23 protein-coding genes are annotated in these 24,297 nt (G+C 73.1%); 11 read left to right on the top strand and 12 right to left on the bottom strand.

Annotated elements, in window-relative coordinates:
* Positions 1–6 precede the first annotated feature (6 nt).
* Positions 7–138 (top strand): DUF6893 family small protein, encoded by a 132-nt coding sequence (locus tag ACFV9M_RS24850; RefSeq protein ID WP_385069203.1) that lies wholly within the window; start codon positions 7–9, stop codon positions 136–138.
* 83 nt (positions 139–221) lie between these two features.
* Here ACFV9M_RS24850 and ACFV9M_RS24845 read toward each other — a convergent pair whose 3' ends face one another.
* Positions 222–1,541, bottom strand: coding sequence for an MDR family MFS transporter (locus ACFV9M_RS24845; protein WP_385069207.1), 1,320 nt, complete (start codon positions 1,539–1,541; stop codon positions 222–224).
* A 159-nt stretch (positions 1,542–1,700) separates the two neighbouring features.
* Between ACFV9M_RS24845 and ACFV9M_RS24840 the strand changes: the two genes are divergently transcribed.
* From ACFV9M_RS24840 to ACFV9M_RS24825, 4 genes are all read left to right on the top strand, one after another.
* A complete protein-coding gene (locus tag ACFV9M_RS24840; RefSeq protein ID WP_385069209.1) occupies positions 1,701–2,243 on the top strand; it encodes a PadR family transcriptional regulator in 543 nt (180 codons plus the stop codon).
* A complete protein-coding gene (locus ACFV9M_RS24835) occupies positions 2,240–2,710 on the top strand; it encodes an ATP-binding cassette domain-containing protein (RefSeq protein ID WP_385069210.1) in 471 nt (156 codons plus the stop codon). Before ACFV9M_RS24840 ends, ACFV9M_RS24835 begins: the two co-directional genes overlap by 4 nt.
* 320 nt (positions 2,711–3,030) lie before the next feature.
* The gene (locus tag ACFV9M_RS24830; RefSeq protein ID WP_385069212.1) at positions 3,031–3,630 is read left to right on the top strand and encodes a toxin; all 600 of its coding nucleotides are present in this window, start codon (positions 3,031–3,033) and stop codon (positions 3,628–3,630) included.
* Complete coding sequence (locus tag ACFV9M_RS24825; protein ID WP_385069214.1) at positions 3,631–4,833, top strand: MAB_1171c family putative transporter; 1,203 nt, start codon at positions 3,631–3,633, stop codon at positions 4,831–4,833. It begins immediately after the preceding gene.
* Positions 4,834–4,981: 148 nt separating this feature from the next.
* On the opposite strand, the gene ACFV9M_RS24820 is transcribed toward ACFV9M_RS24825, so the two are convergent.
* The 3 genes from ACFV9M_RS24820 to ACFV9M_RS24810 are packed head-to-tail and all read right to left on the bottom strand — an operon-like array spanning position 4,982 to position 7,915.
* Positions 4,982–5,461 (bottom strand): helix-turn-helix domain-containing protein, encoded by a 480-nt coding sequence (locus tag ACFV9M_RS24820; RefSeq protein ID WP_385069216.1) that lies wholly within the window; start codon positions 5,459–5,461, stop codon positions 4,982–4,984.
* A 35-nt stretch (positions 5,462–5,496) separates the two neighbouring features.
* Positions 5,497–6,927, bottom strand: a complete 1,431-nt coding sequence (locus tag ACFV9M_RS24815; protein ID WP_385069218.1) for an MATE family efflux transporter — start codon at positions 6,925–6,927, stop codon at positions 5,497–5,499.
* Complete coding sequence (locus tag ACFV9M_RS24810) at positions 6,911–7,915, bottom strand: zinc-binding dehydrogenase (protein ID WP_385069219.1); 1,005 nt, start codon at positions 7,913–7,915, stop codon at positions 6,911–6,913. Before ACFV9M_RS24810 ends, ACFV9M_RS24815 begins: the two co-directional genes overlap by 17 nt.
* A 210-nt stretch (positions 7,916–8,125) precedes the next feature.
* Between ACFV9M_RS24810 and ACFV9M_RS24805 the strand changes: the two genes are divergently transcribed.
* The gene (locus ACFV9M_RS24805) at positions 8,126–8,677 is read left to right on the top strand and encodes a PadR family transcriptional regulator (RefSeq protein ID WP_385069221.1); all 552 of its coding nucleotides are present in this window, start codon (positions 8,126–8,128) and stop codon (positions 8,675–8,677) included.
* Between the two features lie 79 nt (positions 8,678–8,756).
* On the opposite strand, the gene ACFV9M_RS24800 is transcribed toward ACFV9M_RS24805, so the two are convergent.
* The 8 genes from ACFV9M_RS24800 to ACFV9M_RS24765 all read right to left on the bottom strand — a co-directional run bounded on the left by ACFV9M_RS24800 (position 8,757) and on the right by ACFV9M_RS24765 (position 17,556).
* Positions 8,757–10,205: an amino acid permease gene (locus ACFV9M_RS24800; protein ID WP_385069223.1), complete on the bottom strand. Its 1,449-nt coding sequence runs from the start codon at positions 10,203–10,205 to the stop codon at positions 8,757–8,759.
* On the bottom strand, positions 10,202–11,497 hold the full coding sequence (locus ACFV9M_RS24795) for an ATP-grasp domain-containing protein (protein WP_385069224.1): 1,296 nt from the start codon (positions 11,495–11,497) through the stop codon (positions 10,202–10,204). The genes ACFV9M_RS24800 and ACFV9M_RS24795 overlap by 4 nt, the downstream gene beginning before the upstream one ends.
* A complete protein-coding gene (locus ACFV9M_RS24790; protein ID WP_385069226.1) occupies positions 11,490–12,515 on the bottom strand; it encodes a hypothetical protein in 1,026 nt (341 codons plus the stop codon). The genes ACFV9M_RS24795 and ACFV9M_RS24790 overlap by 8 nt, the downstream gene beginning before the upstream one ends.
* A 73-nt stretch (positions 12,516–12,588) precedes the next feature.
* Positions 12,589–12,900: a hypothetical protein gene (locus ACFV9M_RS24785; protein ID WP_385069227.1), complete on the bottom strand. Its 312-nt coding sequence runs from the start codon at positions 12,898–12,900 to the stop codon at positions 12,589–12,591.
* Positions 12,897–14,633, bottom strand: a complete 1,737-nt coding sequence (locus ACFV9M_RS24780) for a carbamoyltransferase (RefSeq protein WP_385069229.1) — start codon at positions 14,631–14,633, stop codon at positions 12,897–12,899. Before ACFV9M_RS24780 ends, ACFV9M_RS24785 begins: the two co-directional genes overlap by 4 nt.
* Positions 14,634–14,680: 47 nt before the next feature.
* The gene (locus ACFV9M_RS24775; protein WP_385069230.1) at positions 14,681–15,421 is read right to left on the bottom strand and encodes an SDR family NAD(P)-dependent oxidoreductase; all 741 of its coding nucleotides are present in this window, start codon (positions 15,419–15,421) and stop codon (positions 14,681–14,683) included.
* Positions 15,418–16,779 carry an aldehyde dehydrogenase family protein gene (locus ACFV9M_RS24770; RefSeq protein WP_385069232.1) on the bottom strand — a complete coding sequence of 454 codons (1,362 nt, stop codon included), beginning with the start codon at positions 16,777–16,779 and terminating at the stop codon, positions 15,418–15,420. Before ACFV9M_RS24770 ends, ACFV9M_RS24775 begins: the two co-directional genes overlap by 4 nt.
* A 111-nt stretch (positions 16,780–16,890) precedes the next feature.
* The gene (locus tag ACFV9M_RS24765) at positions 16,891–17,556 is read right to left on the bottom strand and encodes a cyclase family protein (RefSeq protein ID WP_385069254.1); all 666 of its coding nucleotides are present in this window, start codon (positions 17,554–17,556) and stop codon (positions 16,891–16,893) included.
* A 256-nt stretch (positions 17,557–17,812) separates the two neighbouring features.
* On the opposite strand from ACFV9M_RS24765, the gene aroF reads away from it, so the two are divergent.
* From aroF to ACFV9M_RS24740, 5 genes are all read left to right on the top strand, one after another.
* Entirely contained in the window at positions 17,813–18,856 is a 1,044-nt protein-coding gene (aroF, locus tag ACFV9M_RS24760; protein WP_385069234.1) for a 3-deoxy-7-phosphoheptulonate synthase, read from the top strand.
* A gap of 22 nt (positions 18,857–18,878) precedes the next feature.
* Positions 18,879–19,970 carry a phenazine biosynthesis protein gene (locus ACFV9M_RS24755; protein ID WP_385069236.1) on the top strand — a complete coding sequence of 364 codons (1,092 nt, stop codon included), beginning with the start codon at positions 18,879–18,881 and terminating at the stop codon, positions 19,968–19,970.
* Between the two features lie 2 nt (positions 19,971–19,972).
* Complete coding sequence (locus tag ACFV9M_RS24750; RefSeq protein ID WP_385069237.1) at positions 19,973–21,457, top strand: isochorismate synthase MenF; 1,485 nt, start codon at positions 19,973–19,975, stop codon at positions 21,455–21,457.
* 326 nt (positions 21,458–21,783) lie between these two features.
* Positions 21,784–22,836, top strand: a complete 1,053-nt coding sequence (locus ACFV9M_RS24745; protein WP_385069238.1) for a zinc-binding dehydrogenase — start codon at positions 21,784–21,786, stop codon at positions 22,834–22,836.
* Between the two features lie 196 nt (positions 22,837–23,032).
* Positions 23,033–24,226, top strand: a complete 1,194-nt coding sequence (locus tag ACFV9M_RS24740; RefSeq protein ID WP_385069240.1) for a glutamate--cysteine ligase — start codon at positions 23,033–23,035, stop codon at positions 24,224–24,226.
* Positions 24,227–24,297: the final 71 nt, after the last annotated feature.

The raw sequence follows: 24,297 nt of genomic DNA, 5'->3' as shown, positions 1-24,297 counted from the left end.
CCTGCCATGAAGAGAGGCATCTTCATCCCCGCCGGTGTCGTGCGCGCCGTGGTCGGCGCCGTCGGCGCCGCCGCCGTACTGATCGCCCTGACCGAACTGCCGGAGGTACGCCGGTACATCAAGCTCAAGACCATGTGACCCGGGCGCCCGGCGGGCATCCGCCCCGTCCGGGCGCCCTCACGCGCTCCGGCACCGTACCCGGCCGGGAACCGGGCGGGCGGTCAGCGTGCCGTGTCCGGCCTGTCCGGCCCCCCGGGCCGCCCGCTCTCCCGCGCGCGCCGTGGCACCGACGCCACCGCCAGCGCGGGAACGGCGGCGAGGACCAGCCAGGGGACGGCGGGCGGGAGGCCCAGGTCGAGCAGAAGGCCGGTGGCCGCGCTGCCGACCAGGACGATCAGTCCCGAGACGGAGGACAGCGCGCCGGTGTAGAGGCCGATCCGGCCCTCCTCGGCGAGGTCGGGCACCCAGGCGCGGGCGGCGGGGACGACCAGCATCTGACCGAGGGTGAGCAGCACGACGAAGCCCGCGGCGGGCAGCAGCCCGGCGGTGCCGGTCCAGCCGGCCGGGCGGGCCGCGGCCACGACCGCGAACCCGGCGGCGACCGTCAGCAGCCCGGCGGTCATGGAGCGGCGCAGGTCGAGCCGGTCGCCGGCCCAGCGGGTGACCGGCAGCTGGGCGAGGACGACCAGCAGGGAGGAGAGGGCGAACAGCCAGGACAGGGGCGCCTGGGAGCCCGCCGCCCGCCGCACCTCGTCCGGCAGGGCCAGGTAGAGCTGGTTGTAGGCGAGCAGGTAGCTGCCGTAGGCGCAGCACAGGGCGAGGAAGCGGCGGTTGCGCAGCAGGGCGCGCGTGCCGCTGCCCCGCCGCGGTGACCGGTCGCGGCCGGAGACGCGCCGTGGCATGAGCCGCGCGTGTCCGGCGAGGATTAGGACGAAGACGGCGGCCCCGGCGAGGCAGGCGGTGCGGAAGTCCACCGCGAGCAGCAGCGCGCCGAGCAGCGGTCCGACGAACGCGCCGGCCTGGCCCGCCACGCTGAACAGGGCCAGGACCCGGGTGCGCGGTCCGTTGCCCGCCGCCTCCCACGCCACGGCCTGACGGGCGACCTCGGACTCCACCGCGGGGGAGAACAGGGCGGCGGCGAAGCCGATCACGAGCACGGCGCCGATCACCGCCCAGGTCGCCTGCGCGTACCCGAGCCAGGCGAACCCGGCGATCCGCAGGGCGCAGCCCGCCAGGACGACCGGGCGCACCCCGTACCGGTCGACGAGCCGGCCGCCGACCACGAACAGCCCCTGCTGGCTGAAGGTCCGCAGCCCGAGGACGAGACCGACCAGCCAGCCGGCCATGCCGATCGCGCTGCCGAGGTGTTCCGCGAGGAACGGCAGCACCGCGTAGAAGCCGATGTTGAAGGCGAGCTGCGTGAGAATCAGCAGCCGCAGCAGGGGGGACAGGCTCCGGCAGACGTCCGAGGTGCGTTCCCGTGCGGGCCCGGGAGCACGGGCGGCTCGGCGGCGGGCGGTACGGGAGACGCGGTCTGTCATGGGGTGTCCGTCGGTCGGCGGGCTCGGGTGGGCACATGCACAGATGCAAGCTGCTCGCACCTGCGAATCCTAGGCGCTGTCCCGTGACTGCTGGATCTCGCGTGATGTGACGCCCCTTTACCTCACCGCTATCTATTGGGAGTCGTTGAGGAGGGGATCGTGCAGGACGTGGTGCCGGCGCTCCTGGTCAAAGAGCCGTTGCACGGTTACGACCTGCGCAGGCGCCTGGCGGCGGCACTCGGGCCGCTCGGGGAGACGCTGAACGCGGGGCAGGTCTATGTCACGCTCACCCGGCTCGAAAAGGCGGGCCTGGTCGTCCAAGTGCGCGAGGAGGCGGCGGTGCGCGGCCCGAAACGCAAGGTGTTCGCGCCGACCGCGGCCGGGCACGAGCGAGTGGCCGCGTGGATGGCCGAGAGCACCGGGCCCCGGGCGGACGTGGCGGAGTTCCATCTGAAACTGGTGGCCGCACGCGAGTCCGGCACGGCCGATCCGCTCGCTCTCGTGGACGCACGCCGACGGGAGCTGATGAGCAGCCTCGCCGAAGCCCGGCATGCCGCCCTCGCTCACGACACGGATGCGGAGGCCGGGCTGCTGCTGGAGGGCGTCGCGCTCCGGTTGCAGGCCGATCTGCGCTGGTTGGAGGTGTGCGAGCGGGCCTGGTCCGGCCGCACGACGCGTGGGAAAGGCGGAGGGAACGGATGAGGGACGGTCAGCGGGTCCGGTCGCGGCGGCGCGGTACGGACGACAGCGCGGGAGCGCGCCGGCCCGGTGAGGCGGCCGGGCCGGTGGTGCGCGCGGTGGGCCTGGCGCGCGTGTACGGCGAGGGCGAGAGCGCGATATGGGCCGTCGATGGTGTCGATCTGGACGTCCCCGCCGGGCAGATGCTCGCCGTGACCGCGCCCAGCGGCTGCGGCAAGTCCACGCTGCTCCAGCTGCTGGGCGGCCTCGACCGGCCCACCGAGGGCGAGGTGTGGCTCGGCGGACGGCGCATCGACGACCTCGGCGAGCGGGCGCTCGCCCGGCTGCGGCGCCGCTCCCTCGGGACAACTGCTCCTGACAGGGCGCCTGGTACTGCGCGACATGCGCCGCCGCCCCGGCGAGGCTGTCCTCTTCCTGCTCGCCGTCACCATCGCGAGCACGAGCCTGACCCTCGGCCTCGCGACCGGTGACGCCGTCGACACCGGGTACGAGAAGACGCGCGCAGCCACCGCGGTGATCGTTCTTGCCGGGTCAAGTGGATATCGAGACGAATTCTGGAAACGCCGTACGCTAAAGCGTTGACCAAAACTCCACGACCCCTGGATCGCCATCCTCGGTGCCGTTAAGATCACGCGATGGTGTGCAATCGGCCGGACTTGCTGAGAGGGGGCCACTTGTTCGTCACGGATCACCCGATATGTAGTTGTATGGCGTACCGCACGACACCTGAACGCTGCATTGACAGCAACAGAAACGCGTATGACTACGAGCAGGAGTCGGTGACAGCCAAGTGACGACACATCCAGCCAACCGTCTTTTCCCCGCCTGCGGGAAACTGAGGTCGGCGCGCCATTTCAGGCGACTGCGCCGCGAGTGCGAAGCACGGCTCACCGCAGTACACGTCGAGGAGGGGGCAAGGGATGTCCTGTCCCTCCGGGAGCGGCTCAGCGCCCTGCGCGGCAAGCCGATCCACCTGGTGCCGATGGCCATACCCGGATATTCCGTGAACGGCATGTGGATATCCACCGTGATGACCGACTTCGTGATCTACGAAGCGCGCACCACGCGGGCTCATCAGGAACATATCATCGCGCATGAACTCGCCCATATACTCTGCGGGCACCAAGCCGTGGCGGACGCGGACAACACCGTACTGCGCCAGTTGTTCCCGGACATAGCGCCCGAGGTCGTCCGGCGCGTGCTCCAGCGCACCAAGTACTCCGACCGCAGCGAGCAGGAGGCGGAGATGACGGCTTCCCTGCTGCTCGCCCCGGGCCGGCCGGCGAGGGACGCCCCGACGCCCCCGCTCTCCCCGGACGACGAGGTCGTCTCGCGGCTCAGGGCGGCCATCGCGATGGACCGTGCCCCTCACACCGACCCGGTGCGGTGAATGCTCTTCACCCTCTTCTCGTGGGCCTGCGCCATAGCCACCCTCACCGCGTTCCTGTACAAACTGCCGGCGCTGCTGTCGAATGCGAAGAACCTGGCGATAGCGGCCCTGTGCACCTACTTCCTGTGCAACTCCATCGCCTACTTCGTCGACCTCGAGGGATGCCGGGAAAAGATCAACGAGTTGCTCGGATTCCCGAACGCGACCACCATCGTCGTCCAGGTCTCGGTGGTGGTCCTCACCGCTGCGCAGCAGATCACCGTGGTCAATCTGACCCTCCCCGCCAGGAGCGCGCGCCGTTCCACCCGATGGCTGGCACTCGGTTTCGGAATGTCGATCGTCGTCCTGGTGACACTTTTCTTCATGGTTCAACCGAGCAGGGAGGCTGCCGCACAGGAGACCATCTACCTCAACCTGCACGACACGGGATACGCCCTGTACTTCACCTACTACTTGACCGTGTGCACCGCGGGGCGAATCCAGACGGTGCTGTTCGCCTTCCGCTACGCGCGGACCGCACCGGAATGCTGGCTGCGCCTCGGAATGTGGTCCGTCGCGGGTGGCTCGGCGCTCATTCTGGTCTACTGCGGGGTCCGCTACTGGCAGATCCTCGCCCTTCACACCGACGGTGTCGTGGAGCCCTGGAAGTTCCTGTTCTGGTTCATCGCGGACAGCGGAACCCTCTTGCAGATATTCGGCTGGACGGTCCCCTCATGGGGGCCCCGGGTGGGTGCCCTCGGCCGCTGGCTGAACAGCTACCGCAGCTATGTGCGGCTGGCTCCGCTGTGGCGCGGCGTGTACGGGGCGGCGCCCGGCATCGCCCTGGAGCACCCGTCGTCCCGTCTCCTCGCCTGGCTTCCGCCCCGGCCGCTCGACTACCACCTGTACCGTCGCGTCATCGAGATAAGGGACGCCGAACTGATCCTCCGGCAGGCGGCGGACCCGATCAGCCTGCACCGTCTGGACCAGGCGTACGGCATGCCGCACGAAGCGCTGTGCGAGGCGGCGGTGCTGCGGTCGGCACTGCGGGCGGGGCTCGGCGCGCCGCGGTCGGCCGGGGCGACCCAGCAGGGCCCGTCGGCCCGCCGGCGCTCGGCCGGCACCGGGCTCCAGCAGGAGATCGCCGCCCTGATACAGGTGTCGAACGCGTTCCAGGCACTGGACAGGCGTGCCCCGGCCGGCAAGGGCTCCCGGCCCCGATGACGCTCGGCCCCGATGACGCTCGGCGCGGACGACGCCGGGCGCGGCGGGTCGTCGGTGCGGACGACGCCCGGTACGGCCGATGGTCGGTGCGGACGACGCCCGGTACGGCCGATGTTGGGCGCGGATGGCGTTTCCGTCCGCGGGACGTTCAGTGATGTGTCTCTTCGCGGCCGGTGCGGGGTGCGTCGTCCGGCAGGCCCTCGAGCTTCCGCAGCTGGTCGATCATGCTGTGGAGGGCCCGGCGGCTGGACTCGGACAGGCCCGTCGAGCGCAGGGCGATGTCCCGCGCGTCCGACTGCTTCAGGGCCTGGAGCAGGTCCAACTGGTCGTCGATCTTCCGCGACTCCTCCTCGTCGAGGAAGTAGGCCGCGCTGACCCCGCAGTACTGGGCGAGTGCCTCCAGGTGCCGCATCGTGGGGTTCGTCTTCCGCCCCGTGCGCAGCTGCCACACGTACGTCGCGCTGATCGTCTTCTCACCCGCGGCGATGTTGATCGCCGTGGCGATGTCCTCGTTCGACGGAGCACGCTGACCGGCGGGTGTCGTCACGGTCAGCAGGTGTTCCAGCTTTTCCGCAAGGCTTCTCGGCCCGGGATGCACATCCTCCGTGTGACCACTCGCCTCGGTCATGACCGTCACCCCCCTCTTCCTCGGTAGCGTCCTTGTCAGTTGTCAACTGTAACGACCTGCGGCTCGGTCTGGCCACGCCGTCCGCGGCCCGCGGGCCCGCCCGCGCCGACCAGGCGCCGGAAGAGCAGGAGCGTCATCGCGTACTGCGCCGCCGTGCCGATGATCATGGAGAGCCAGACGCCCTGGACGCCGAGAGCGGGCAGGGAGCTGAGCCCGTAGGCGAGCGGCAGTTGCACACAGGCGCCGAGCGCGGTGACCCAGAAGAGGGAGCGGGCCTGCCCGCCGCCCATGAACACGCCGCCCAGCCCGACGACCCCGGCGAGCAGCACCAGGTACGGCAGGAGATACCACAGGAGCGTCGCACCCGAGTCGACGACTGCCGGCGATCCGGTGAAGAACTCCATGATCACGCGTCCGCCGAGGGCGAGGACGAGTCCGGCCGCGGCACCGGCCGCCGAGGCGAGCAACAGGCTCTGGTGGGCGATCACCCGGTCCGCGTTCCGCCCCGCTCCCCGCATCCGGGCGGTGAGGATGCTGCCGGCCTGGCGGAAGGCGTAGAAGGCCATGGTGACGAAGAGGATCATCTTGATCCCGATGCCGTAGGCGGCGAGCGGGTCCTCGCCGAACCGGGCGACGATGCCCACCAGGCTGGCGCTGATGCCCATCCGCAGCACGAAGTCCCCGGACGCCGGGAGCCCGATGCCCACGACGCGCCGCAGCGCGGCGGTCCAGCGCAGGGCGGTGGCCTCGCCGCCGGTGTCACCGAGGCGCTTGCGCCGCAGCAGGACGAGGCTCACACCGAGCGCGACCGCCCGGCCCAGGAGCATGCCGAGCGCCGCGCCCTGGACGCCCATCCGGGGCAGTACGCCGACGCCGTAGATCAGCAGCGGGTCCAGGACGAGGATGCAGGCGTTGGCGAGGATCGCCATCCGCATCGGCGTCCGGGTGTCTCCCGTGCCCTTGAAGATCCCGTCGACGACGTTCTGGGCGAAGAAGACCGTCATGCCGGGGAACGCGATGGCGAAGAAGTCCACGGCCAGCCGGTGGACCTCGCCGTCGCCGCTGCCCACGAGCAGCTCGGCCACCTGGTCACGGAGCAGGAAGCCGCCCACGACGACGATCGGTGTGATGATCAGCCAGAGGGCTCCGACGGCCCGGACGAGGACCGGCAGCTCCGCCCGCCGACGGCCGCCGAGCGCGTCGGCGATCAGCACCGTGGCCCCGATGTTGGCCATCAGGATGATCCCGAGGAGCACGTTCTCCAGGGTGCTGGCGACGGCCACGGCACCGACCGCCGCCTCGCCGAGGCGTGCCACCCAGACGGTGTCGATGATGCCCGCGACCACCCCGGAGAGCAGCTCGAAGTAGACCGGCACCCCCAGCCCCAGAAGTGCTCGGCGGGTGGCGGTCGGGGTGAGCGGTTCGGCCTCCGCGGGCGTCTGCCTACCCTCAGGGGTGCTGGACAACGGCCACGACCTTTCCGAGGGCTCGGTCGGCTTCCATGTGGTGGTGTGCTGCGGCGACCTCGGCGAGCGGGAAGACGCGGTCGATCACGACCTGGCGGCTGCCCTTACCGATCGCGTCGAGATGCTCCTGGAGGGCGTGCCGCGCCCAGTCGCCGCTGTTGACGGAACTGCTGGAGAAGGTGGTCAGGGTCGCTCCGGAGGGGATGTCCTCCAGTGGCTCGAACTCGGGGATGGTCCAGCTGTCGGACAGGATGCCCGAGTTGCAGACCCGGCCGCCGGGCGCCAGCAGGCGCAGCGAGTCCAGGACGGCCGCGCCGCCGACCAGGTCCAGCACCCGGTCGGCGCCCTCCGGCCAGAGGGCGCGGACGTCCTGGCCGAGACGGCCGCCCCGGTCGATCACGACGTGGTCGGCACCGTGCCGGAGCAGCTTCTCCGCCTTGCCGGGGTCGCGTGTCGTGGCCGCGGTCTCCACGCCGCTGCCCGCGGTGAGGGCGAGCGCCGCCATGCCGACGGAGGAGGTGGCGGCGCGGATGAGCAACCGGTGGCCCGGCCGCGGAGCCAGCGCCGCCAGCGAACCGTGGGCGGTGAGGAAGGACTCCGGCACGGCCGCCAGGACGTGCCACGGCAGTGCGGAGGTCAGGGGCATGAGCTGGGCCGTGGGCAGCAGGGTGTACTGCGCGTAGCTGCCGTCGAACACGCGCCCCATGCCGCCCATCGCGGCCGCGACCGCGGTGCCCGCCGGCAGTGCCGGGTCGGACGAGGACTCCACGACACCGACGCACTCGATGCCCAGGACGCGGGGGAAGCGCACGGTGGGGGAGAGCCCGCGGCGGGTGAACAACTCCGAGCGGTTCAGCCCGAACGCCGTCACGCGGACCAGGGTCCAGCCGTCCCGCGGCTCGGGGCGGGGCAGGTCGCGCGGCCGCAGCACCTCGGGCCCGCCGGGACGCTCCACCACCATCGCTCGCATCGTCGTACGGCCGGACACGCACTCCCCCTCTCCTCGCCGCCTCGCCCGCCGACGGCGGCCTCGGTACCGCGCCGCCCGACGGCGGAGACAGACTAGCTCGATTCGTGTCACTCTAATAGAGCTAGTCAAGACTTTCGCCCGGCCCCACGCGCCTCGAACGGCACCGCGCCCTCAGGCCGTCGAACGGGCCCGCGCCCGTCGGTCGTCCCGGCAAGGAAGAAGGAAGACGTGCTGACCCTCTCGATCCTCGGCTTTCTGGCGGAGCGTCCGATGCACGCCTACGAGCTGCGCCGCCGTATCTCGGAGCTGATCGGCCACAACCGGCCGGTGAGCGACGGGGCGCTCTACCCGGCCCTCAACCGGCTGCGCCGGGCCGGCCACGTGGAACGCCAGGCCGAGCCGGGCGACAGCGCACCGCCCCGGCAGGTCCTGCGGATCACCCCCGCCGGCCGGGCCGAGCTGCTGCGCCGGCTGAGCGAGCCCAAGGAGAGCGAGATCACCGACAGCGGTGCCTTCTTCACCCTGCTGGCCTTCCTCAGCCGGCTGCCCGATCCCGCCCGGCAGGCAGCCGTCCTGCGCCGGCGGCTGGACTTCCTGAGCCGGCCGGCCGGCTTCTTCAGCCGGTCCGGCACACCGGTGCGGATCAAGGACGAGGAGGACCGGTACCGCCGGGGCATGCTGATCATGGCCAGAGCGACGCAGCAGGCGGAACGCGAGTGGCTGGAGGCGACGCTGCGGGAGCTGCTCGGCGCCGACGCCGCCGTCGAGCGCCTGCCGTGAGCCGGCCGGAACGGCCCGGGTGTGCGACCGCGCCCCGTCGGGGACGCTCGCGCACACCCTGGCGGGGGCGCGCACGCCCTCAGCGCGCTTCGGACGCCGCCCGGAGCCGTTGCCGCAGCACCCCGGCGGTGAGCACCACCGCGGTCAGCGCCCCCGTGCCCACCACCTGGGGACGGGTGTCCTCGTCGGCGGCGAGCGCGACGAGGAGGGCGCCCATCGCGAGCAGCGCCACCGCCGTCAGCCAGGGGAAGCCCCACACGCGCACGGTGAGCCGCTCCGGTGCCGTCCGCTCCAGTTCCGCCCGCAGCCGCAGCTGGGTCGCCGCCACGGCGATCCAGACCACCAGCGCGATGGCGCCCACCGAGTTGAGCATCCACAGGAACACGCTGTCGGGCCACTCGAAGTTCAGCAGGACGGAGACGAAACCGAAGGCCACGGAGGCCAGTACCGCCCGGCGCGGCACGCCGCCGGCGGAGAGCCGGCGCAGCGGGCCCGGGGCCTCGCGCCGTTCGGCCAGCGAGAAGACCATGCGCGAGGCGGCGTAGAGGTTGGCGTTGAGGGCCGAGAGCAGCGCGGCCAGCAGCACGACGTTCATCAGCTGGGCGGCGCCGGGCACCCCCACGCGGTCCAGTACCGCCACGAACGGACTCTGCCCGATCCTGCTGTCGTTCCACGGCAGCACGGTGACGATGACCGCCACCGATCCGACGTAGAACAGCAGCAGCCGCCACACGACGGCGCGCATGGCCCTGCTCAGCCCGCGCGCGGGGTCCGCGGACTCCGCGGAGGCGAAGGTGACGACCTCCATGCCGCCGAACGAGAAGATCACCACGAGCAGTCCGGACAGCACCCCGTCCCATCCGTGCGGGAGGAAGCCCCCGTGGTCCGTCAGGTGGGCCAGTCCGATCGCCTTCCCGCCCGGCAGCCACCCCGCGATCGCCAGAACGCCGAGCACCAGGAACCCGACGATCGCGGCGACCTTCAGGGCGGCGAACCAGAACTCGAACTCACCGAAGGCGCCGACCGTCGCCAGGTTGGCCCCGGTGAGCACCGTCATGAAGACCAGCACCCACACCCAGGTGTCGACGGCCGGCACCCACCCGTGCACGATCACCGCCGCGCCCGTGGCCTCGATGGCCAGCACCACGACGATCATGCACCAGTAGAGCCACCCCACGGTGAACCCCGCCCAGCTGCCCCAGGCCCGCTCGGCGTGGGCCGAGAACGAGCCGGCCGACGGCAGTGCCACCGACAGCTCGCCCATCATCCGCATGACGAGCACGGACAGCAGACCGGCCAGCGCGAAGCTGACGAGGATGCCCGGCCCGGCCACCGCGATGCCCGCCCCGGAGCCCACGAAGAGCCCGGCCCCGATCGCCCCGCCCAGGCCGATCATGGTCAGGTGCCGCTGCCGCAACCGGGCCCGCGACCCGGAACCCCGTCCGTGCGGCCCCAGGCCCCCCGCGCCGGCGGGATCCTGGCCGGCGGGGCTCGGCGCCGTACGCGCTCCCTCCGTCCGGCTCGTCATCGCTGCCGGTCCCCGGTGTAGACGACTTTGAGCACCTTCTCGGCGCCCTCCAGCGCCGACAGGACCTCTTCACGGGTCCCGCCCCGGGCCAGGATCAGCGCGTAGCAGGAGACCGGGTTCTCCGGGTACTTGATGACCACGTGGTCCCCGGGCCTGGCCATCCAGCGCACCCCGATCACTCCGGGGACGTCCACGACCTCCTCGACGCCCGCGAAGGCGGCGATCTCCCCGCTGCGGTCGGCCAGCAGCGGCGTGAAACCGGCGGGGGTCGGGTGCTCCTCGGCGGTGAAGTCCAGCGGTTCCCCGAGGACCGCCCGCAGGTACTCCCTGGGGCCCCACACCCCGGTCGACTCCCGGATCGACTCCTGGACGAAGGCGGTGGTCCCGCCGAGCCGCCCGTTCACCTCGATGATCTTCGGGCCCTCGTCGGTGAGGCGCAGTTCGACGTGGGCACCGCCCACCGTCGCGCCCAGCGCCTTCAGCGCGGCCACGGCGGTGTCCACCAGACGGGCCTGCTCGCTCTCCGGGAGGGCCGACGGCGTCGCGTACGCGCCCTCGATGAAGTGCGGCTCCGCGAAGGGATAGGGCTTGTCGTGGATGGCCAGCAGGCGGTACTCGCCACCGCCGTACACCAGGTCCACGGCGAACTCGTCGCCCGACACGTACTCCTGGATCAGCACCCCCCGCGTCTCGGGGTAGGCGTAGATGCGGGCGACGTTGGGGACCGAGTACGCGCCGTCGCTGAAGGCGTCGGGTTCGTAGAGGCCGGTGATGTTCTCGAACGCCGCCTTCAGCTCGGTCTCGTTCGCCACCTTGGTCACGCCTTGGCTGGCCGCGCTGGCCTGGGGCTTGAGGACCAGCGGGAAGCCCAGTTCGGCGGCGGCCGCCAGGGCCTCGGGGAACGTGGTGGCCACCCGGGTGCCGGGCGTGGGCACCCCGGCCTCGGTGAGCCGCCGCCCGGTGAGGAACTTGTCGCGCATCGCGCGCACCGCCTCCGGTGAGTTGCCCGGCAGGCCCAGCTCGGCGGTGATCCGGGCCGCCACGTGCAGCGCACCCTCGTGGAAGGTGGCCACGGCGTCGATCCGGCCGCCGTCCGCGAGATGGGCGCGGACGGCGGCGAGCACCGCCTCCTCGTCCAGCTCGTCCACGGCCAGGTGCTCGTCGTACAGGCTGTCGTCCGCCGGGGGCACCGCGGCGGCCAGCAGCACCTTCAGGCCCATCTCGTGCGGGGTGCGCAGCAGGTCCGGGTTGAGTGAGGCCGCGATCATCAGCAGTACGCGGGATTCAGACATGAGTTCTCCGTCGGTTCCGTTCTTCGGTGAGCGGTGGTGGGGGACGGTGCCGCACCCGCAGGGCGCCGGGCAGGAGGTCGAGCGCGCGCCGGCAGGCGGCGGCGTCCTCGCCCACCGAGACCGCGAGGACGACGGGACGGGCGGGTGCGTGGCCCTCGCCGTCCCGGTCCGCGCCGAGGTGCACCTCCCAGATGCCGCCCGGCAGCGCGGACACGTCCAGCTCCACGGGTTCCAGGGCGAGTTCCCGTCCCGGGCGGGTGAGGCGCACGGCGGCCGCGCTCCGCCGGCGCGGGGTGAGATCGGGTGCGGCGCCGGCCGCGAGGTCGGCCCAGGCCAGTGCGCAGTCGACGCCCGTCGCCAGCGACCCGGCCCGCAGCAGGGGGTCGGCGCCGAGCAGACCCTCGACGCCCACCCACTCGGCCGGCCTGCCGCCGTCCCGCCCGACGACGCCGACCTCGGTGGCGGTGAGGCCGGCGCGGATGTCTAGCCCGCGGTGCGCGCCGAGCACCGCCCCGATGACGTCCCGCCGGTGCAGGAGCGGATCGGACGCCTCGACCACGTATCCGGTGTCCTCGCCCTCCCGCTCCGGACGCGCGGCGAACAGGGGTGACGGCCGGCCGTCGAGAACCGCGCAGACGACCACGACGGTCCAGGCCGGGCCGGGCGCGGACCCGTCGGCCGGCGCGGACCGGCGCGGCGTGCCGGACCGGCTGAGCGCGGCCGTCCGCAGGGCCGCCGTGGGCAGACCGGAGCGCTCCGCCAGCCGGAGCGCCCGGTCCACGGCGGCCCTCTGGAACGTGACGACCCCGGCCGCCGCGGCCGGGCCCCCGCCTTCTGAGCCGCCGCCCGCGGGCGGGGACAGCAGGCGGTACCGGCGCTCGATGCCGCGCCGCGCCCAGCCGGCGGGATCTCCGCCGTCGTCACCCACCAGCAGCAGGGACGGGCGTCCGTCCGCCGGTCCGGCCGGCCGGAGCGGAGCGTCGCGGCGCGAGTGCTGTGCGAGGGCCCGTGAGGCCATGGAAGATGCACACCTCCTTCGCTCGATGCCGACTCGACGTCGGCCCGGTGTCCCGCCCCGGCGGAGGCGGACGTCAGGTCGGGCGGCCGACGGGCCCGGCGAGGACACGCGCCCGCCGCCGGTCCGCCAGGGTCCGCACCGACACGGTGGTGGCGACCACGCAGGCGCGCATCGCCCCGAGGGCCTGCCGCGCCAGCTCCAGGGCGTCGCCCCCGCCGTCCTCCCGGCCGGCGTCCTCGGCCGCCACCGCGATCAGCGCCGCTCCCTCCACCGCCGCGATGAGCGCGGAGTCCAGGGCGTCGCCCTGGTCGGCCGTCGCGCGTATCTCGGCCAGCACGTCGCGCAGCCGCTCGGCCGTGGCGGCTTCGGTGATCCGAGCCGTCACGACAGGGACCGCCGGCTCGGGTGCCGCTCCGGGAGTTCCCGGCCCGGCTTGGTCAGCAGCAGGTCGCCGATGTAGAGGTGGTCGAGCTCGGTGTTGAGGAAGGTGCGCACGGCGTCGGCGGGCGTCTCCACGATGGGCTCACCGGCGTCGTTGTACGAGGTGTTCAGCACCAGGGGCACCCCGGTGAGGTCGGCGAAGTGCGAGATCAGCTCGTGGTAGCGCGGGTTGACGTCCGCTTCGACGGTCTGCACCCGCGCCGTGCCGTCCACGTGGGTGATGGCCGGGACCTGCGCCCGGCGGCTCTCCAGCACCTCGGGCACGAGCAGCATGAACGGGCTGTCGCCCCGCATGTCGAACCACTCGCCCGCCCGCTCGGCCAGGACCGAGGGCGCGAACGGCCGGAAGACCTCGCGGTGCTTGACGACCTCGTTCAGGTAGTCGCGCACCTCCGGGTGGCGCGGATCGGCGAGCATGCTGCGGTGCCCGAGGGCCCTCGGGCCGATCTCCGAGCCGCCCTGGAACCAGCCGACGAGGCGGTGCTCGGCCAGGAGCGAGGCGACCTCGGCGACGGTGGCGCGGCGCGACTCGACCCGGTCGCCGGCCGCCCGCACGGCCTCCTCGATCTCCTGCTCCGCGTAGTCGCGGCCGGTCGAGCCCGAGCGCACCGGGTGCCGTTCGGTTCCGCCCGCGATCGCGTAGTAGCCGTAGTAGGCGGCACCGATGGCGGTGCCCGCGTCACCGGCCGGCGGCAGGATGTAGACCTCGTCGAAGGGGCCCTCGGCGGCGATCCGCTGGTTGGCGACGGAGTTGAGGGCGACGCCGCCGGTGAGGCAGAGCTTGTCGCGGCCGGTCACCTCGTGGGCGTACCGGGCGAGTTCCAGCATCGCCTCCTCGGTCTCGGTCTGGATCTTGTAGGCGACGTCCTTGGCGAACTGGTGCTGCCAGGACCCCTTCTGCCGGGCGTCGTAGCCGTCGCCGTCGGAGGCGTACCAGGATTCCCACGCCTGCTCCATGTCCTCGGTGCGCACCACCACGTTGCCCTCCTTGACGGTGAGCAGGCGCTGCCACTCGGGGCGGGGCCGGCCGTAGGGGGCGAGGCCCATGGTCTTGCCCGCCTCGGTGTAGCCGCCGCAGCCGAAGTCGCCGAAGGTGGGGTGGCCCCAGCGGGTGACGAATCCGAGCTTCGCCGAGAAGAAGCTGTAGAAGAGCCCGAGCCCCACCTCGCTCCAGTCCTCCGGGAAGGTCTCGGCGTGGACCCGCTGGAGCGAGGTGCCCTCGCCGTCGAAGATGGTGTGCTTCTCGATGCGTCCGGTGCCCGGCACCTTGCTGCCGACGCCGTCGACGACCAGCACCGCGGCCTCGTCGAACGGGGAGGCGAGGTAGCCGGCGTAGGCGTGGGTGAGGTGGTGCGAGGGCAGCGGCAGGCTGTGGATCCGGCTCTTGTCGCGGATCGGCAGCTCCTTCAGGATGCGCTCGCGGGCGCCGTCGCCCAGCGGCCGGTTGCCCACGACGACGTCGATGTCGTCGATCCCGATGCCGGCCGCGTCGAGGCAGTAGGTGATCGCCTTCATCGGCAGGACCTTCGACAGCTTCTCGAAGTGGCCGTGGATGATGAAGCCCTCGGAGTGCTTGAGCCGGTCCAGCCGCTCCTCCTCGACCGCGGCCACGATCCGTCCGTCCCGCAGCAGACAGGCGGCACGGTCGTGGCTCAGGTTGATGCCGAGTACGTACATGTCACAGTCTCCATATCGTTGGCGGATCGAGAGTTGCTGACGGGTCATCAGACGAAGTGGCGTCCGGCGTCCACGACGAGGGTCTGTCCGGACACCGCCGTCCCGGTGCCCAGCAGGAACGCGGCGGCCTCCGCGATCTCCAGGGGATCGACCAGCCGGCGCAGGGCGGTGGTGCGGATGATGCCGTCGAGCACCGGGCCGTCCAGCGACGAGGTCATCGCCGACTCCACCGGCCCCGGGGCGAGCGCGTTCACCCGGACGCCGTGGACCCCGAGATCGCGCGCGGCGCTGCGGGTCAGCCCGATCAGGCCCGCCTTGCTCGCGGCGTACTGCGGTCCGAACGCGCCGCCGGTGAGGGCGGCGACGCTGGACACGTTCACGACCGAGCCGCCCTCCTCGCGCAGCGCCGGAAGCAGCAGCTGGATCAGCCGGAACGGCGCGGTGAGGTTGAGCCGCAGCGCCTGCTCCCAGGCCGTGGCGCTGACGTCCTCGAACGACTCGGGGCGGGCCCCGCCGGCATTGTTGACCAGCCCGTTCACCGACGGCCACCGCCGCAGGACCGCGGCCGCCAGCCGGTCGGGCCCGTCCGCCGCGGTGAGGTCCGCGGCGACCGCGAACGCCTCGCGGCCCGCCTCCCGCGCCGCCCGCAGGACCGGTTCGAGGGCGGCCGCGTCACTGCGGTACTGAAGGGCGAGGTCGGCCCCGAGTTCGAGGAACCTGCGGGCCATGGCCCGGCCGAGGTCGCCGGAGGCCCCGGTGACCACCACGCGCTTGCCCTGGAGTGTCATCCGCCCTCCCCGTCCGCCACGACACAGCCCTTCACGTCCCTCAGGAACTGCCCGAGGTGGCCCTCGTGCGGCAGGTACGGGTCCTGCCACCAGCCGGGGACCCGCCCGTGGACGACCGTGCGGATCGAGGGTGTCCCGAGCGCCTCGTCCACCAGGGACGGATCCGTGCCGATCAGCGTGAGGACCAGGGAGTCGCGCAGCGGGGCGACACCCTCGGACGCGCGCCAGGGAGCCACCCAGACACAGGGGAACGGCAGTTCGGCGCGTAACCCGGGGTGGTCGGAGCGGTCCACGCACAGCACGGCGGGCCGCAGCGCGGCCGCGTCGCCGTCCACGAGCGGTGTCGGGTCGCCGGCGCAGTACGGTTCCAGCAGATCCGGCGCCCCCTCGGCGGCCGCGGCGAGCGCGTGCCGCAGACCCACGGCCTCCTTGAGCGGCCGGGCCGGCAGGACGGCGCCCGGATCGGTCACCGGGAGCACGGGCAGCGCGGCCAGCCGCTCGGCCAGCGCGGCGGCGAGGGCGCGGTGGTCGCCGGAGGTGAGGACGACGCTGGCGTTGGTGCAGCGGACCCCGCCGTCCTCGGCGATCTCCCCCACGAGGTGGTCGAGAAGGCCGTCGTCCACGGGGCCGTCCACCAGGACCTTGCTGCGGCCGGGCCCGTGCACCAGGACGCGGCGGTCGCCGCGCAGCCGGGCCACGGTGGCCTCGCTCCCGTACACCAGCGCCAGATCGGCCGCGGCGACGAGCGTGTCGGCCGCGGCGTGCGAACCGGGCAGCAGGCTCAGCAGACGGGGCGGGAGCCCCGCCCGCAGCAGTGCCCTGACCAGCCGCAGCGGGGTGATCGGGTCGCGCGCGCCGGGCCGTACGGCGACGCCGTGGCCCAGGGCGACGGCCTTCAGCCAGCCGAGGTGGGTGGCCGGGTGGTTGCTCGGCGCGATCACCCCGAGCACCGAGCCGCGGCGGACCCAGCGGGCCGGGCGTCCCGGTGCGGCGCCGACGGGCCGATGCTCCGCGACCACGTCGGGCAGCACCCGGCACTGCCGCTCCCACCGGTCCAGGGTGCGCCGTGCGACCGCGACGGGGGCACCGGAGGCCAGGGCCTGCTGCCGGCAGTAGTCGTCGGGGGTCTGCCCCTCGACCGTCTCCGTGGCGAAGATCCGGCCCGCCTCGGCCAGCGCGGCCGCCAGTTCACCGGGGGCGGTCTCGGGGAGCGTGCGCATGGCTCCGGCCGTCAGCCTGGTCAGGAGCGGCGGCGCCTCGTGGACGGTCGCCAGGGGTGCGCCGGTGACGGCGTGCAGGACGTGCGTGTCCCGCGAGGTGCTCTCCGCGCCCTGGCGGATGAGTGGTATGGACAACACGTCAGATCGTTTCCTCCGGTACGGGCCGGGACCGGTCGGGGCTCCGCGCGGCGTCGGCCGGGGGCGGCGGGGCCGCCCTCCGCGTCCGCGTCCGCGCCCGCTTCCGTGCCGTCAGACGGGCCAGCCCTCGAAGACGACCGCGCGCACCGGGGCCGCCTCGACACCGGCGATCTTGACGGGCAGTGCCATGAGCTGGGCGACGGGCACGCTGATCCGGTCGAGGTTCTGGATGTTCTCCAGGATCGGGATGCCGGCCGCGAGCAGGCGCCGGTGCACCTGGCCGCTGCGGTCGTCCGGGCGCTCGGTGATGCAGTCCATGCCGACGAGCACCGCCTCGTTGTCCACCGCCCAGTCGGCGGCGGACACCGTGAGGTAGGGCGGGTTGTCCCAGTAGTCCGCACGCCCCAGGTAGCGGTTGGGGTGATCGGTGCGGATCAGCAGGCGGTCCCCCGGCCGCCACACCTCGTGCAGCGCCTTGTCGAGGTCCTCGCCGGTGACGGGTTCGAGATCGCGCTTGTGGGAGAGGTCGGCGATGCAGACCCGGCCGACGAACGTCTCCAGGGGGACCTCGTCGATCTTCTCGCGGTCCTCGTAGAAGTGGTAACCGGACTCCACGTGGGAGCCGTTGTGCGGGAAGAGGTGGAGGTCGGAGAAGGTGCGGCCGGTCTTCGCCGGATCGGTCTCGGGGCTCATGGCCCGCCGTACGCCGAAGTCCGGGTACCAGGGCGCGTCGTACGAGGGCATCCCCTCGTACCAGCCCTGGCTGATGTCGATCATCTTCACCTGTACGCCTCCGTACACGATGCGGGCTTGGCCGTCCCCGGCTGGAGAGGGCACAGCGATTTGAGCATCATTAACTTGAGTTGACAACCCCCATTGACAGCTTTGATTCGGCGCTGGAGGATCGGCCCGACTGCAAGAGCTCTGTCGAGGCGCACCGCAAGGGGCTTGCCCGCACTCCGTGCTCCCCGGGCGAGCGGCGCCGGACAGCCCGCGCACGACAGCCCCATGGAAGGCATCCATGATCGTGGTGATGAGCCGAGAGGCAACGCAGGAGCAGGTCGAAAGGGTGGGCGCGTTACTCGCAGCGAGTGGCCTGAACCCCGTGTCCGGGGCGGCGAAGAGCGTCACCGTGCTGGTGAGCGAGCAGGCCGGGACGCCGGAACTGGCCTCCTCGGTCCAGGCCGCGGACGGTGTCGACCGCGTGGTGCTGGTCCCCGGCCCGCAGCGGCTGACCAGCCGGCACTTCTCCCCGCAGGACACCCGCGTGGCGCTGGGCGGCCCGGACGGACCGATCCTCGGCGGTGCGGAGTTCGTGGTGATCGCGGGCCCTTGTGCCGTGGAAAGCCAACAACAGATGACAACCGTGGTGGATGTCGTGGTGGCCGGCGGTGCGTCCGTGCTCCGGGGCGGCGCCTTCAAGCCCCGGACGTCCCCCTACAGCTTCCAGGGCCTGGGCGTCGCGGGCCTGGCCCTGCTGGCCGAGCAGCGCGGCCGTACGGGGCTGCCCGTGGTCACCGAGGTCGTCACGCCCGAGGACGTGGAACGGGTCGCCGAGGAGAGCGACATGCTCCAGATCGGCACCCGCAACATGCAGAACTTCGCCCTGCTGCGCGAGGCCGGCCGCTCCGGCCGCCCGGTCCTGCTCAAGCGCGGCATGGCGGCCACCGTCGAGGAGTGGCTGCTCGCCGCCGAGTACCTGATGCACGCGGGCAACGGCGACGTGGTGCTCTGCGAGCGGGGCATCCGCTCCCACGAGCGCAGCACCCGCTTCACGCTCGACCTGAGCGCCGTCGCCGAGGCCAAACGCCTCACCCACCTGCCCGTCGTCGTCGACCCCAGCCACAGCACCGGCCGGCCGCACCTCGTCGGGCCCATGTCCCTGGCGGCCGCCGCCTGCGGCGCCGACGGCCTGCTGATCGACGTCCACACCGACGCGCGAGCCGCTCTGTGCGACGGCGGCCAGGCGCTGGGCGCCGCCCAGTTCACCGACCTCATGGACCGGCTCCGGCCGGTCGTGGAAGCCGTCGGGCGCAGCCTCGCCCAGCCGCGCGCCCGCCACCTCACCCAGGTCTGACCCCCGGAGGCAGAGGATGCCCATGGATACGCTGGAGCCGTTCACCGCCGACCTTCCCCCGGACGACTTCGTCCAGGCGGCGATGGAGTGGCACTTCTCCCCGTCCACCGGCTCGCCGTTCTGGGTCAAGCGAGCCGCGGAGCTCCCCTTCGACCCGCTGCGCGACATCCGCACCTGGGCCGACCTCGACCGCTTCCCCGACGTCAGCGAGGAGTGGCGGGACGTACCGGTCGACGCCCTGGTGCCGGCCGGCATCGACCGGTCCGACTGGGACTTCCAGGTCTTCGACAGCGGCGGCACCACCGGCCGCCCCAAGCGGATCGTGGAGTCGCGGTCCCGGCGGGCCGGGGTCCGATGGGTGAGCACGGTCCTCCAGGAGCACGGCGTGCCCGGCGAGGGCGACGGCCACTGGCTGCACATCGGGCCCACCGGCCCGCACATCGTGGGCCGCTCCATCGGACTGCTCGCCCAGCTGCGCCGGACCTTCTGCCACTACATCGACTTCGACCCGCGCTGGGTCAAGCAACGGGCGAAGCAGGGCCGGTCCGACGAGGTGGCCCGCTACGTCCGGCACATCCTCGACCAGGCCCTCGACGTCCTGCGCACCCAGCCCGTCTCCGTCCTCTTCGCCACCCCGCCGGTCCTGGAGGCCATCGCGGCCCGGGAGGAGATCCTCGATCTCGTCCGCGGCCGGGTCCGCGGCATCATCTGGGCCGGCACGAGCATCGGCGCCGAGACCCTCCACGTCCTGGAGACCGAACTCTTCCCCGACGCGGCGGTGGTCGGCCTCTACGGCAACACCATGATGGGCATCGCCCCGCAACGGCCCAGGACCCCGGGCGACGGCACGCAAGAGTGCGTCTTCGTCCCGTACCACCCCTTCAGCCGGGTACGGCTGGTGGACCCCGGGGACCCCGCCCGCGAGGTGGCCTACGGCGAGCGCGGGCAGGCCAGGATCAGCCTGCTCTCCCGGGACCTGCTGCTGCCGTGGACGCTGGAGCGCGACGTCGCCCTGCGCATCGAGCCCACCGACGCCTATCCGCAGGACGGCGTGGCGGACGTCCGCCCGCCGGCCGCCGAGGGCGCCCCCGCCGTCGTGGAAGGGGTGTACTGACCGTGCCCGCCCTCTCCGGCGCCACCGCCCTGCCCCTGCTGGGGCACGCCTCCCAGGACGACCTCCTCGACGTGTGCCGACGCGCCGCACGGACCGCACGGCGGCAGCGGCGCCCGGTCCTCGCCAGCTGGGCCACCCGGTTGCGGCACGCCGACCCCACCGCTCTGTGGAGCCACGGCCGCGCCCACACCGACCGCTCCCTGCTGTGGCAGTCGGCGTGGGACCGCGGCTCCCTCGTCGCCCTCGGCACGGCACACGATCTGACGGCCCGCGGCGCCACCCGGATCCCGCGGACCCGGACGGCCTGGGAGCGGCTGGTCCGGGACGCCGTGACCGGCGGCCATCCCGGCGACGGCCTGCCCACCGGCCAGGGCCCGCTGCTGGTGGGCGGCTTCTCCTTCGCCCCCGCCGGGGACTTCGCCGCGGCGGGACCGTCACCGACCGCCCCGCTGCCCGAGGCGCTGATGTGGGTGCCGGCCCTGCAGATGCGCGGATCCGCCGGCCTGTCCCCGATGGCCGAACTGCGCCTCAACGCCGTCGTCCACCCGCAGGACGACCCCGAACAGACCGCCAAGTCGCTGGTCCACCTGGCCGAGCGGTGCCTGCCCGAGGGAGCCGCCCCCCGCTCCGCCGACGCGCCGGAGCCGTCCTCCCGCCCGCCGTCGGCCGTCCGTGAACTGCCCCCGGCGGGGGAGTGGAAGGACCTGGTCGGGCAGGCCGTCGACCGTATCCGCGCCGGCGCCTTCGAGAAGGTGGTCGTCGCCCGCGAGGTCCGGGTGACCACCGGCACGCCCTTCGACCTCCCGGCCGCGCTGGAGCGGCTGCGCCGGACGTATCCGGACGCCACGGTCTTCGCCGTCGGACACGGGACGCACACCTTCATCGGCGCCACCCCCGAGTACCTGGTGCGCCTCGGCGGGGGCACCGTGCACGCCCTCGGGCTGGCCGGCACCGCACCCCGGGGCTCGACGCCCCGGCTGGACGCCGAACTCGAGAAGCAGCTGACGGAGAGCGCCAAGATCCGGCACGAGCACGACGTCGTGGTGCGCATGCTCGTCGACGCGCTGCGCGCCACGTGCGCGCACGTCGACGCCGGCACCGGACCGAGCGTGCTCAAGCTGGCCAACGTCCAGCACCTGGCCACGGTGGTCGAGGGAAGCGGCGTCCAGCCCGGCCTCGGCGTCCTCCGGTTCGTCGAACGCCTCCACCCCACCCCCGCCCTCGGCGGGCATCCGCGCGAGGCGGCCCTCGACTGGCTCGTACGCAACGAGGGCCTGGAACGCGGCTGGTACGCGGGCACCGTCGGCTGGACCGACACCTCGGGGCAGGGGGAGTTCGCCGTCGCCATCCGCTGCGCGCTCGTCCGGGACGACACCGCCTCCCTCTACGCGGGCTGCGGCATCGTGGCCGATTCCGACCCGGAGGACGAGTACCAGGAGACGCTCGTGAAACTGCGCCCGATGCTCCACGCCCTCGGGCTGGAGTGACACGCGCGGGCGCCTCGCGCAGGTCCGGCCGGGCTGTTTCACGCCGGGTCCGGCCTCCTCGTTCCGGTGTGGTCCGGGCTGTCTCACGCCCGACCGGCCTCGTTCCGGTTCCGGTTTGGGCTGTCTCGTGCCCGGTGTCCGTCCGTCCTCGTTCCGGTTCCGGTCCGGGCTGTCTCACGCCCGTTCCGATCCGGTCCGGGCTGTCTCACGCCCGTTCCGGTCCGGTCCGGGCTGTCTCACGCCCGGACCGGCCCCGTTCCTGTCCGTCCTCGGCCGAGCGGCGCCGACCGGACCCGTAGCTCCTCCGACCGAGAGAGATCACATCGATGCTGGCTGCCGTCTACCACGGGCAACGCGACGTCCGAGTCCAGGAGTGGCCCGATCCCCCGCCCCCCGCGGCGGGGGAGATCCAGCTGGACATCCTGCGGGCCAGCATCTGCGGGACGGACGTGGACGAGTTCACCTCCGGGCCGCATCTGATCCCCTTCGCCGCCCCCCACCCCGCCAGCGGCCGGGTCGGCCCGCTGGTACTCGGCCACGAGATGGTCGGGCGGGTGGCGGCCGTGGGACCTGAGGTCACCGGGTTCGGCGTCGGTGACGTGGTCGTGCCCGGCTCGGGCGTCTCCTGCGGGGCGTGCCGGTGGTGCCGGGCCGGACGGACGAACCTCTGCGCCGGCTACTACACGGTCGGACTGCACGTGGACGGCGGCCTCGCCGAGCGGGTCAACGTGTCCGCCCGCATCAGCCGCTCTGTCGGAAGCTGCTCGCCGGACGTCGCGATCATGGCGCAGCCGCTCGCCGTCGCCCTGCACGCGGTACGCGGCACCGGGGCCGAACCGGGTGCCACCGTCGCGGTGATCGGGCTGGGCGGGATCGGTTCGCTCGTCGTCGCCGCCTGCACCGCGTGGGGCATCGACACGATCGGCGTGGACGTCTCGGCCGCCCGCCTGGAGATCGCCGGGCGGAGCGGGGCCTCCGTGCTCGTCGACGCGTCCCGGCAGGACGCGGCGGCCGCGATCCGGCGCGCCACCGGCGGCGACGGCGCGGACGTCGTCATCGAGACCTCCGGCGTGCCCCAGGGCCTGCGGACCGCCATGGGGGCGGTGAGCCGCGGCGGTCACATCCGGCTGGTGGGCCTGCACCGCGACCCGTCGCCGCTGGACCTGACCAGGCTCGTCCTCGACGAGATCCGGGTGTCGACCTCGAAGGTGCACATCTGCGACCAGGACCTGCCCGAGGCGCTCGCCCTGCTCGCGGACCATCCGCGGATCGCCTCCGCCTCCCTCGACGCGGTCATCGGCCTGGCGGACGTCGTACCGGCCGGGCTGCTGCGGATGGCCTCCGGCGAGGCGGCCGGGAAGATCGTCGTCAAGCCCTGAGGGTGAGGGAGCGCGGCCCCGGACGGACCGCCGTCGACGGCTCATATGAGACGCCCACGCTTCTGAAGAGCACCCATGCTTGTTCCCGGGGCATGGGGGAACTCCGAGAGGGACAGCTCGCCGCCCCGTACCACCGACGGGACCGGATGCCGGACCACGGCGGCGAAGCGTCCGCCCGTCACCTCTAGGAGTAGCCGTGACCGTTCGCATCGGAGTGGAGGAAGAGTTCCACCTCGTGGAGGTGGAGACCGGCCTGCTGGTGCCACGCGCCGACACGGTGCTGGAAGGACTGCCCGGACAGACCTTCACGACCGAGCTGCAACAGACGACCGTGGAGTCGAACAGCGGCGTGCACATCACGCTGGACGACCTGTACGGCGACCTGACCGGCACCCGGCGGCAACTGGACGCGGCCGCCTCCGCCAACGGACTGGCCGTGGTGGCCGCCGGCACGGTGCCCCTCGCACGCACGGCGGCCGTCCACCCCACCGCCGGTCTCCGCTACCGCCACATGGTCGACGAGTACCGGATGGTCGCCGACGAACAGCTCATCTGCGGGGCCCACGTCCACGTGGACGTCCCCGACCGCGACACCGCCGTACGGATCATGTGCGAGGTGTCGCCGTGGCTGCACGCCCTGCTCGCCCTGTCGGCGAGCTCGCCGTTCTGGCTGGGCGCCGACACCGGCTACGCGAGCTGGCGGACGATGCTGTGGCAGCGCTGGCCCACCGCCGGGCCGGTGGGATGTTTCGCCGACGCCGCCGAGTACGACGCGGCCGTGCGGCAGCTCATCGACTCCGGCGTCATCAGCGACGACGGGATGATCTACTACGACATCCGGCCCTCGGCGCACCAGCGGACACTCGAACTGCGCATCTGCGACTCCTGCCCGCGCGCGGAGACGGTCGTGCTCATCGCGGCGCTCTTCCGCGCCCTGGTGACCGAAGCCCGTCAACGCCTGGAAAGCCGCGGGTCCCCCGGCTGCGAGGGCCGGCACGAGTGGCTGCGCGCCGCCGCCTGGCGGGCCGCCCGGTCCGGCCTCGAAGGGGCTCTGGTCGACCCGGAGACCGGCCACGAGGCGTCCGCGGCGCACGTCGTCCGCGGCCTGCTGGAGCGGGTGCGCCCGGCGCTCGAGGCCGCCGGGGACTGGCAGACCGTCCAGGCGCTCACGGAGAAGGCCCTGTCCGACGGCAGCGCCGCCCATCGGCTGCGCCGCACGGCCGCCGACGAGGACCTCCTGGCCTGCACCGATCTGGCGATCGCCGAGACGCGCGGCGACAGCGGCAGGCGCCGCCGGCCCGCTCCGGCCCCGAACGGGCGCCTCCCCTCCGGCACGCTGGGCGCGGAGGAGGCCTTGGGCGGCCGGCCGGTGAGGACGCCCGGCCGTTGAGGCGAGCACGCCCCGCACGGACGTCGTCCGCCCCCGGCGGGGCCCGCCCGCCCGGCCCCGGCGCCCTGTCC

The sequence above is a fragment of the Streptomyces sp. NPDC059895 genome (genome assembly GCF_042731035.1).
Classification (GTDB): Bacteria; Actinomycetota; Actinomycetes; order Streptomycetales; family Streptomycetaceae; genus Streptomyces.
The sequence above is the reverse complement of the archived record's forward strand: the minus strand, read 5'-3'. Positions and strand labels throughout refer to the sequence as shown.

Coding starts and splice junctions, on each gene's coding strand:
- ACFV9M_RS24850 (WP_385069203.1), top strand. CDS start 7: ATGAAGAGAGGCATCTTCATCCCCGCCGGTGTCGTGCGCGCCGTGGTC.
- ACFV9M_RS24845 (WP_385069207.1), bottom strand. CDS start 1,541: ATGACAGACCGCGTCTCCCGTACCGCCCGCCGCCGAGCCGCCCGTGCT.
- ACFV9M_RS24835 (WP_385069210.1), top strand. CDS start 2,240: ATGAGGGACGGTCAGCGGGTCCGGTCGCGGCGGCGCGGTACGGACGAC.
- ACFV9M_RS24825 (WP_385069214.1), top strand. CDS start 3,631: ATGCTCTTCACCCTCTTCTCGTGGGCCTGCGCCATAGCCACCCTCACC.
- ACFV9M_RS24820 (WP_385069216.1), bottom strand. CDS start 5,461: ATGACCGAGGCGAGTGGTCACACGGAGGATGTGCATCCCGGGCCGAGA.
- ACFV9M_RS24800 (WP_385069223.1), bottom strand. CDS start 10,205: ATGACGAGCCGGACGGAGGGAGCGCGTACGGCGCCGAGCCCCGCCGGC.
- ACFV9M_RS24795 (WP_385069224.1), bottom strand. CDS start 11,497: ATGTCTGAATCCCGCGTACTGCTGATGATCGCGGCCTCACTCAACCCG.
- ACFV9M_RS24790 (WP_385069226.1), bottom strand. CDS start 12,515: ATGGCCTCACGGGCCCTCGCACAGCACTCGCGCCGCGACGCTCCGCTC.
- ACFV9M_RS24780 (WP_385069229.1), bottom strand. CDS start 14,633: ATGTACGTACTCGGCATCAACCTGAGCCACGACCGTGCCGCCTGTCTG.
- ACFV9M_RS24775 (WP_385069230.1), bottom strand. CDS start 15,421: ATGACACTCCAGGGCAAGCGCGTGGTGGTCACCGGGGCCTCCGGCGAC.
- ACFV9M_RS24765 (WP_385069254.1), bottom strand. CDS start 17,556: ATGATCGACATCAGCCAGGGCTGGTACGAGGGGATGCCCTCGTACGAC.
- aroF (WP_385069234.1), top strand. CDS start 17,813: ATGAGCCGAGAGGCAACGCAGGAGCAGGTCGAAAGGGTGGGCGCGTTA.
- ACFV9M_RS24755 (WP_385069236.1), top strand. CDS start 18,879: ATGGATACGCTGGAGCCGTTCACCGCCGACCTTCCCCCGGACGACTTC.
- ACFV9M_RS24745 (WP_385069238.1), top strand. CDS start 21,784: ATGCTGGCTGCCGTCTACCACGGGCAACGCGACGTCCGAGTCCAGGAG.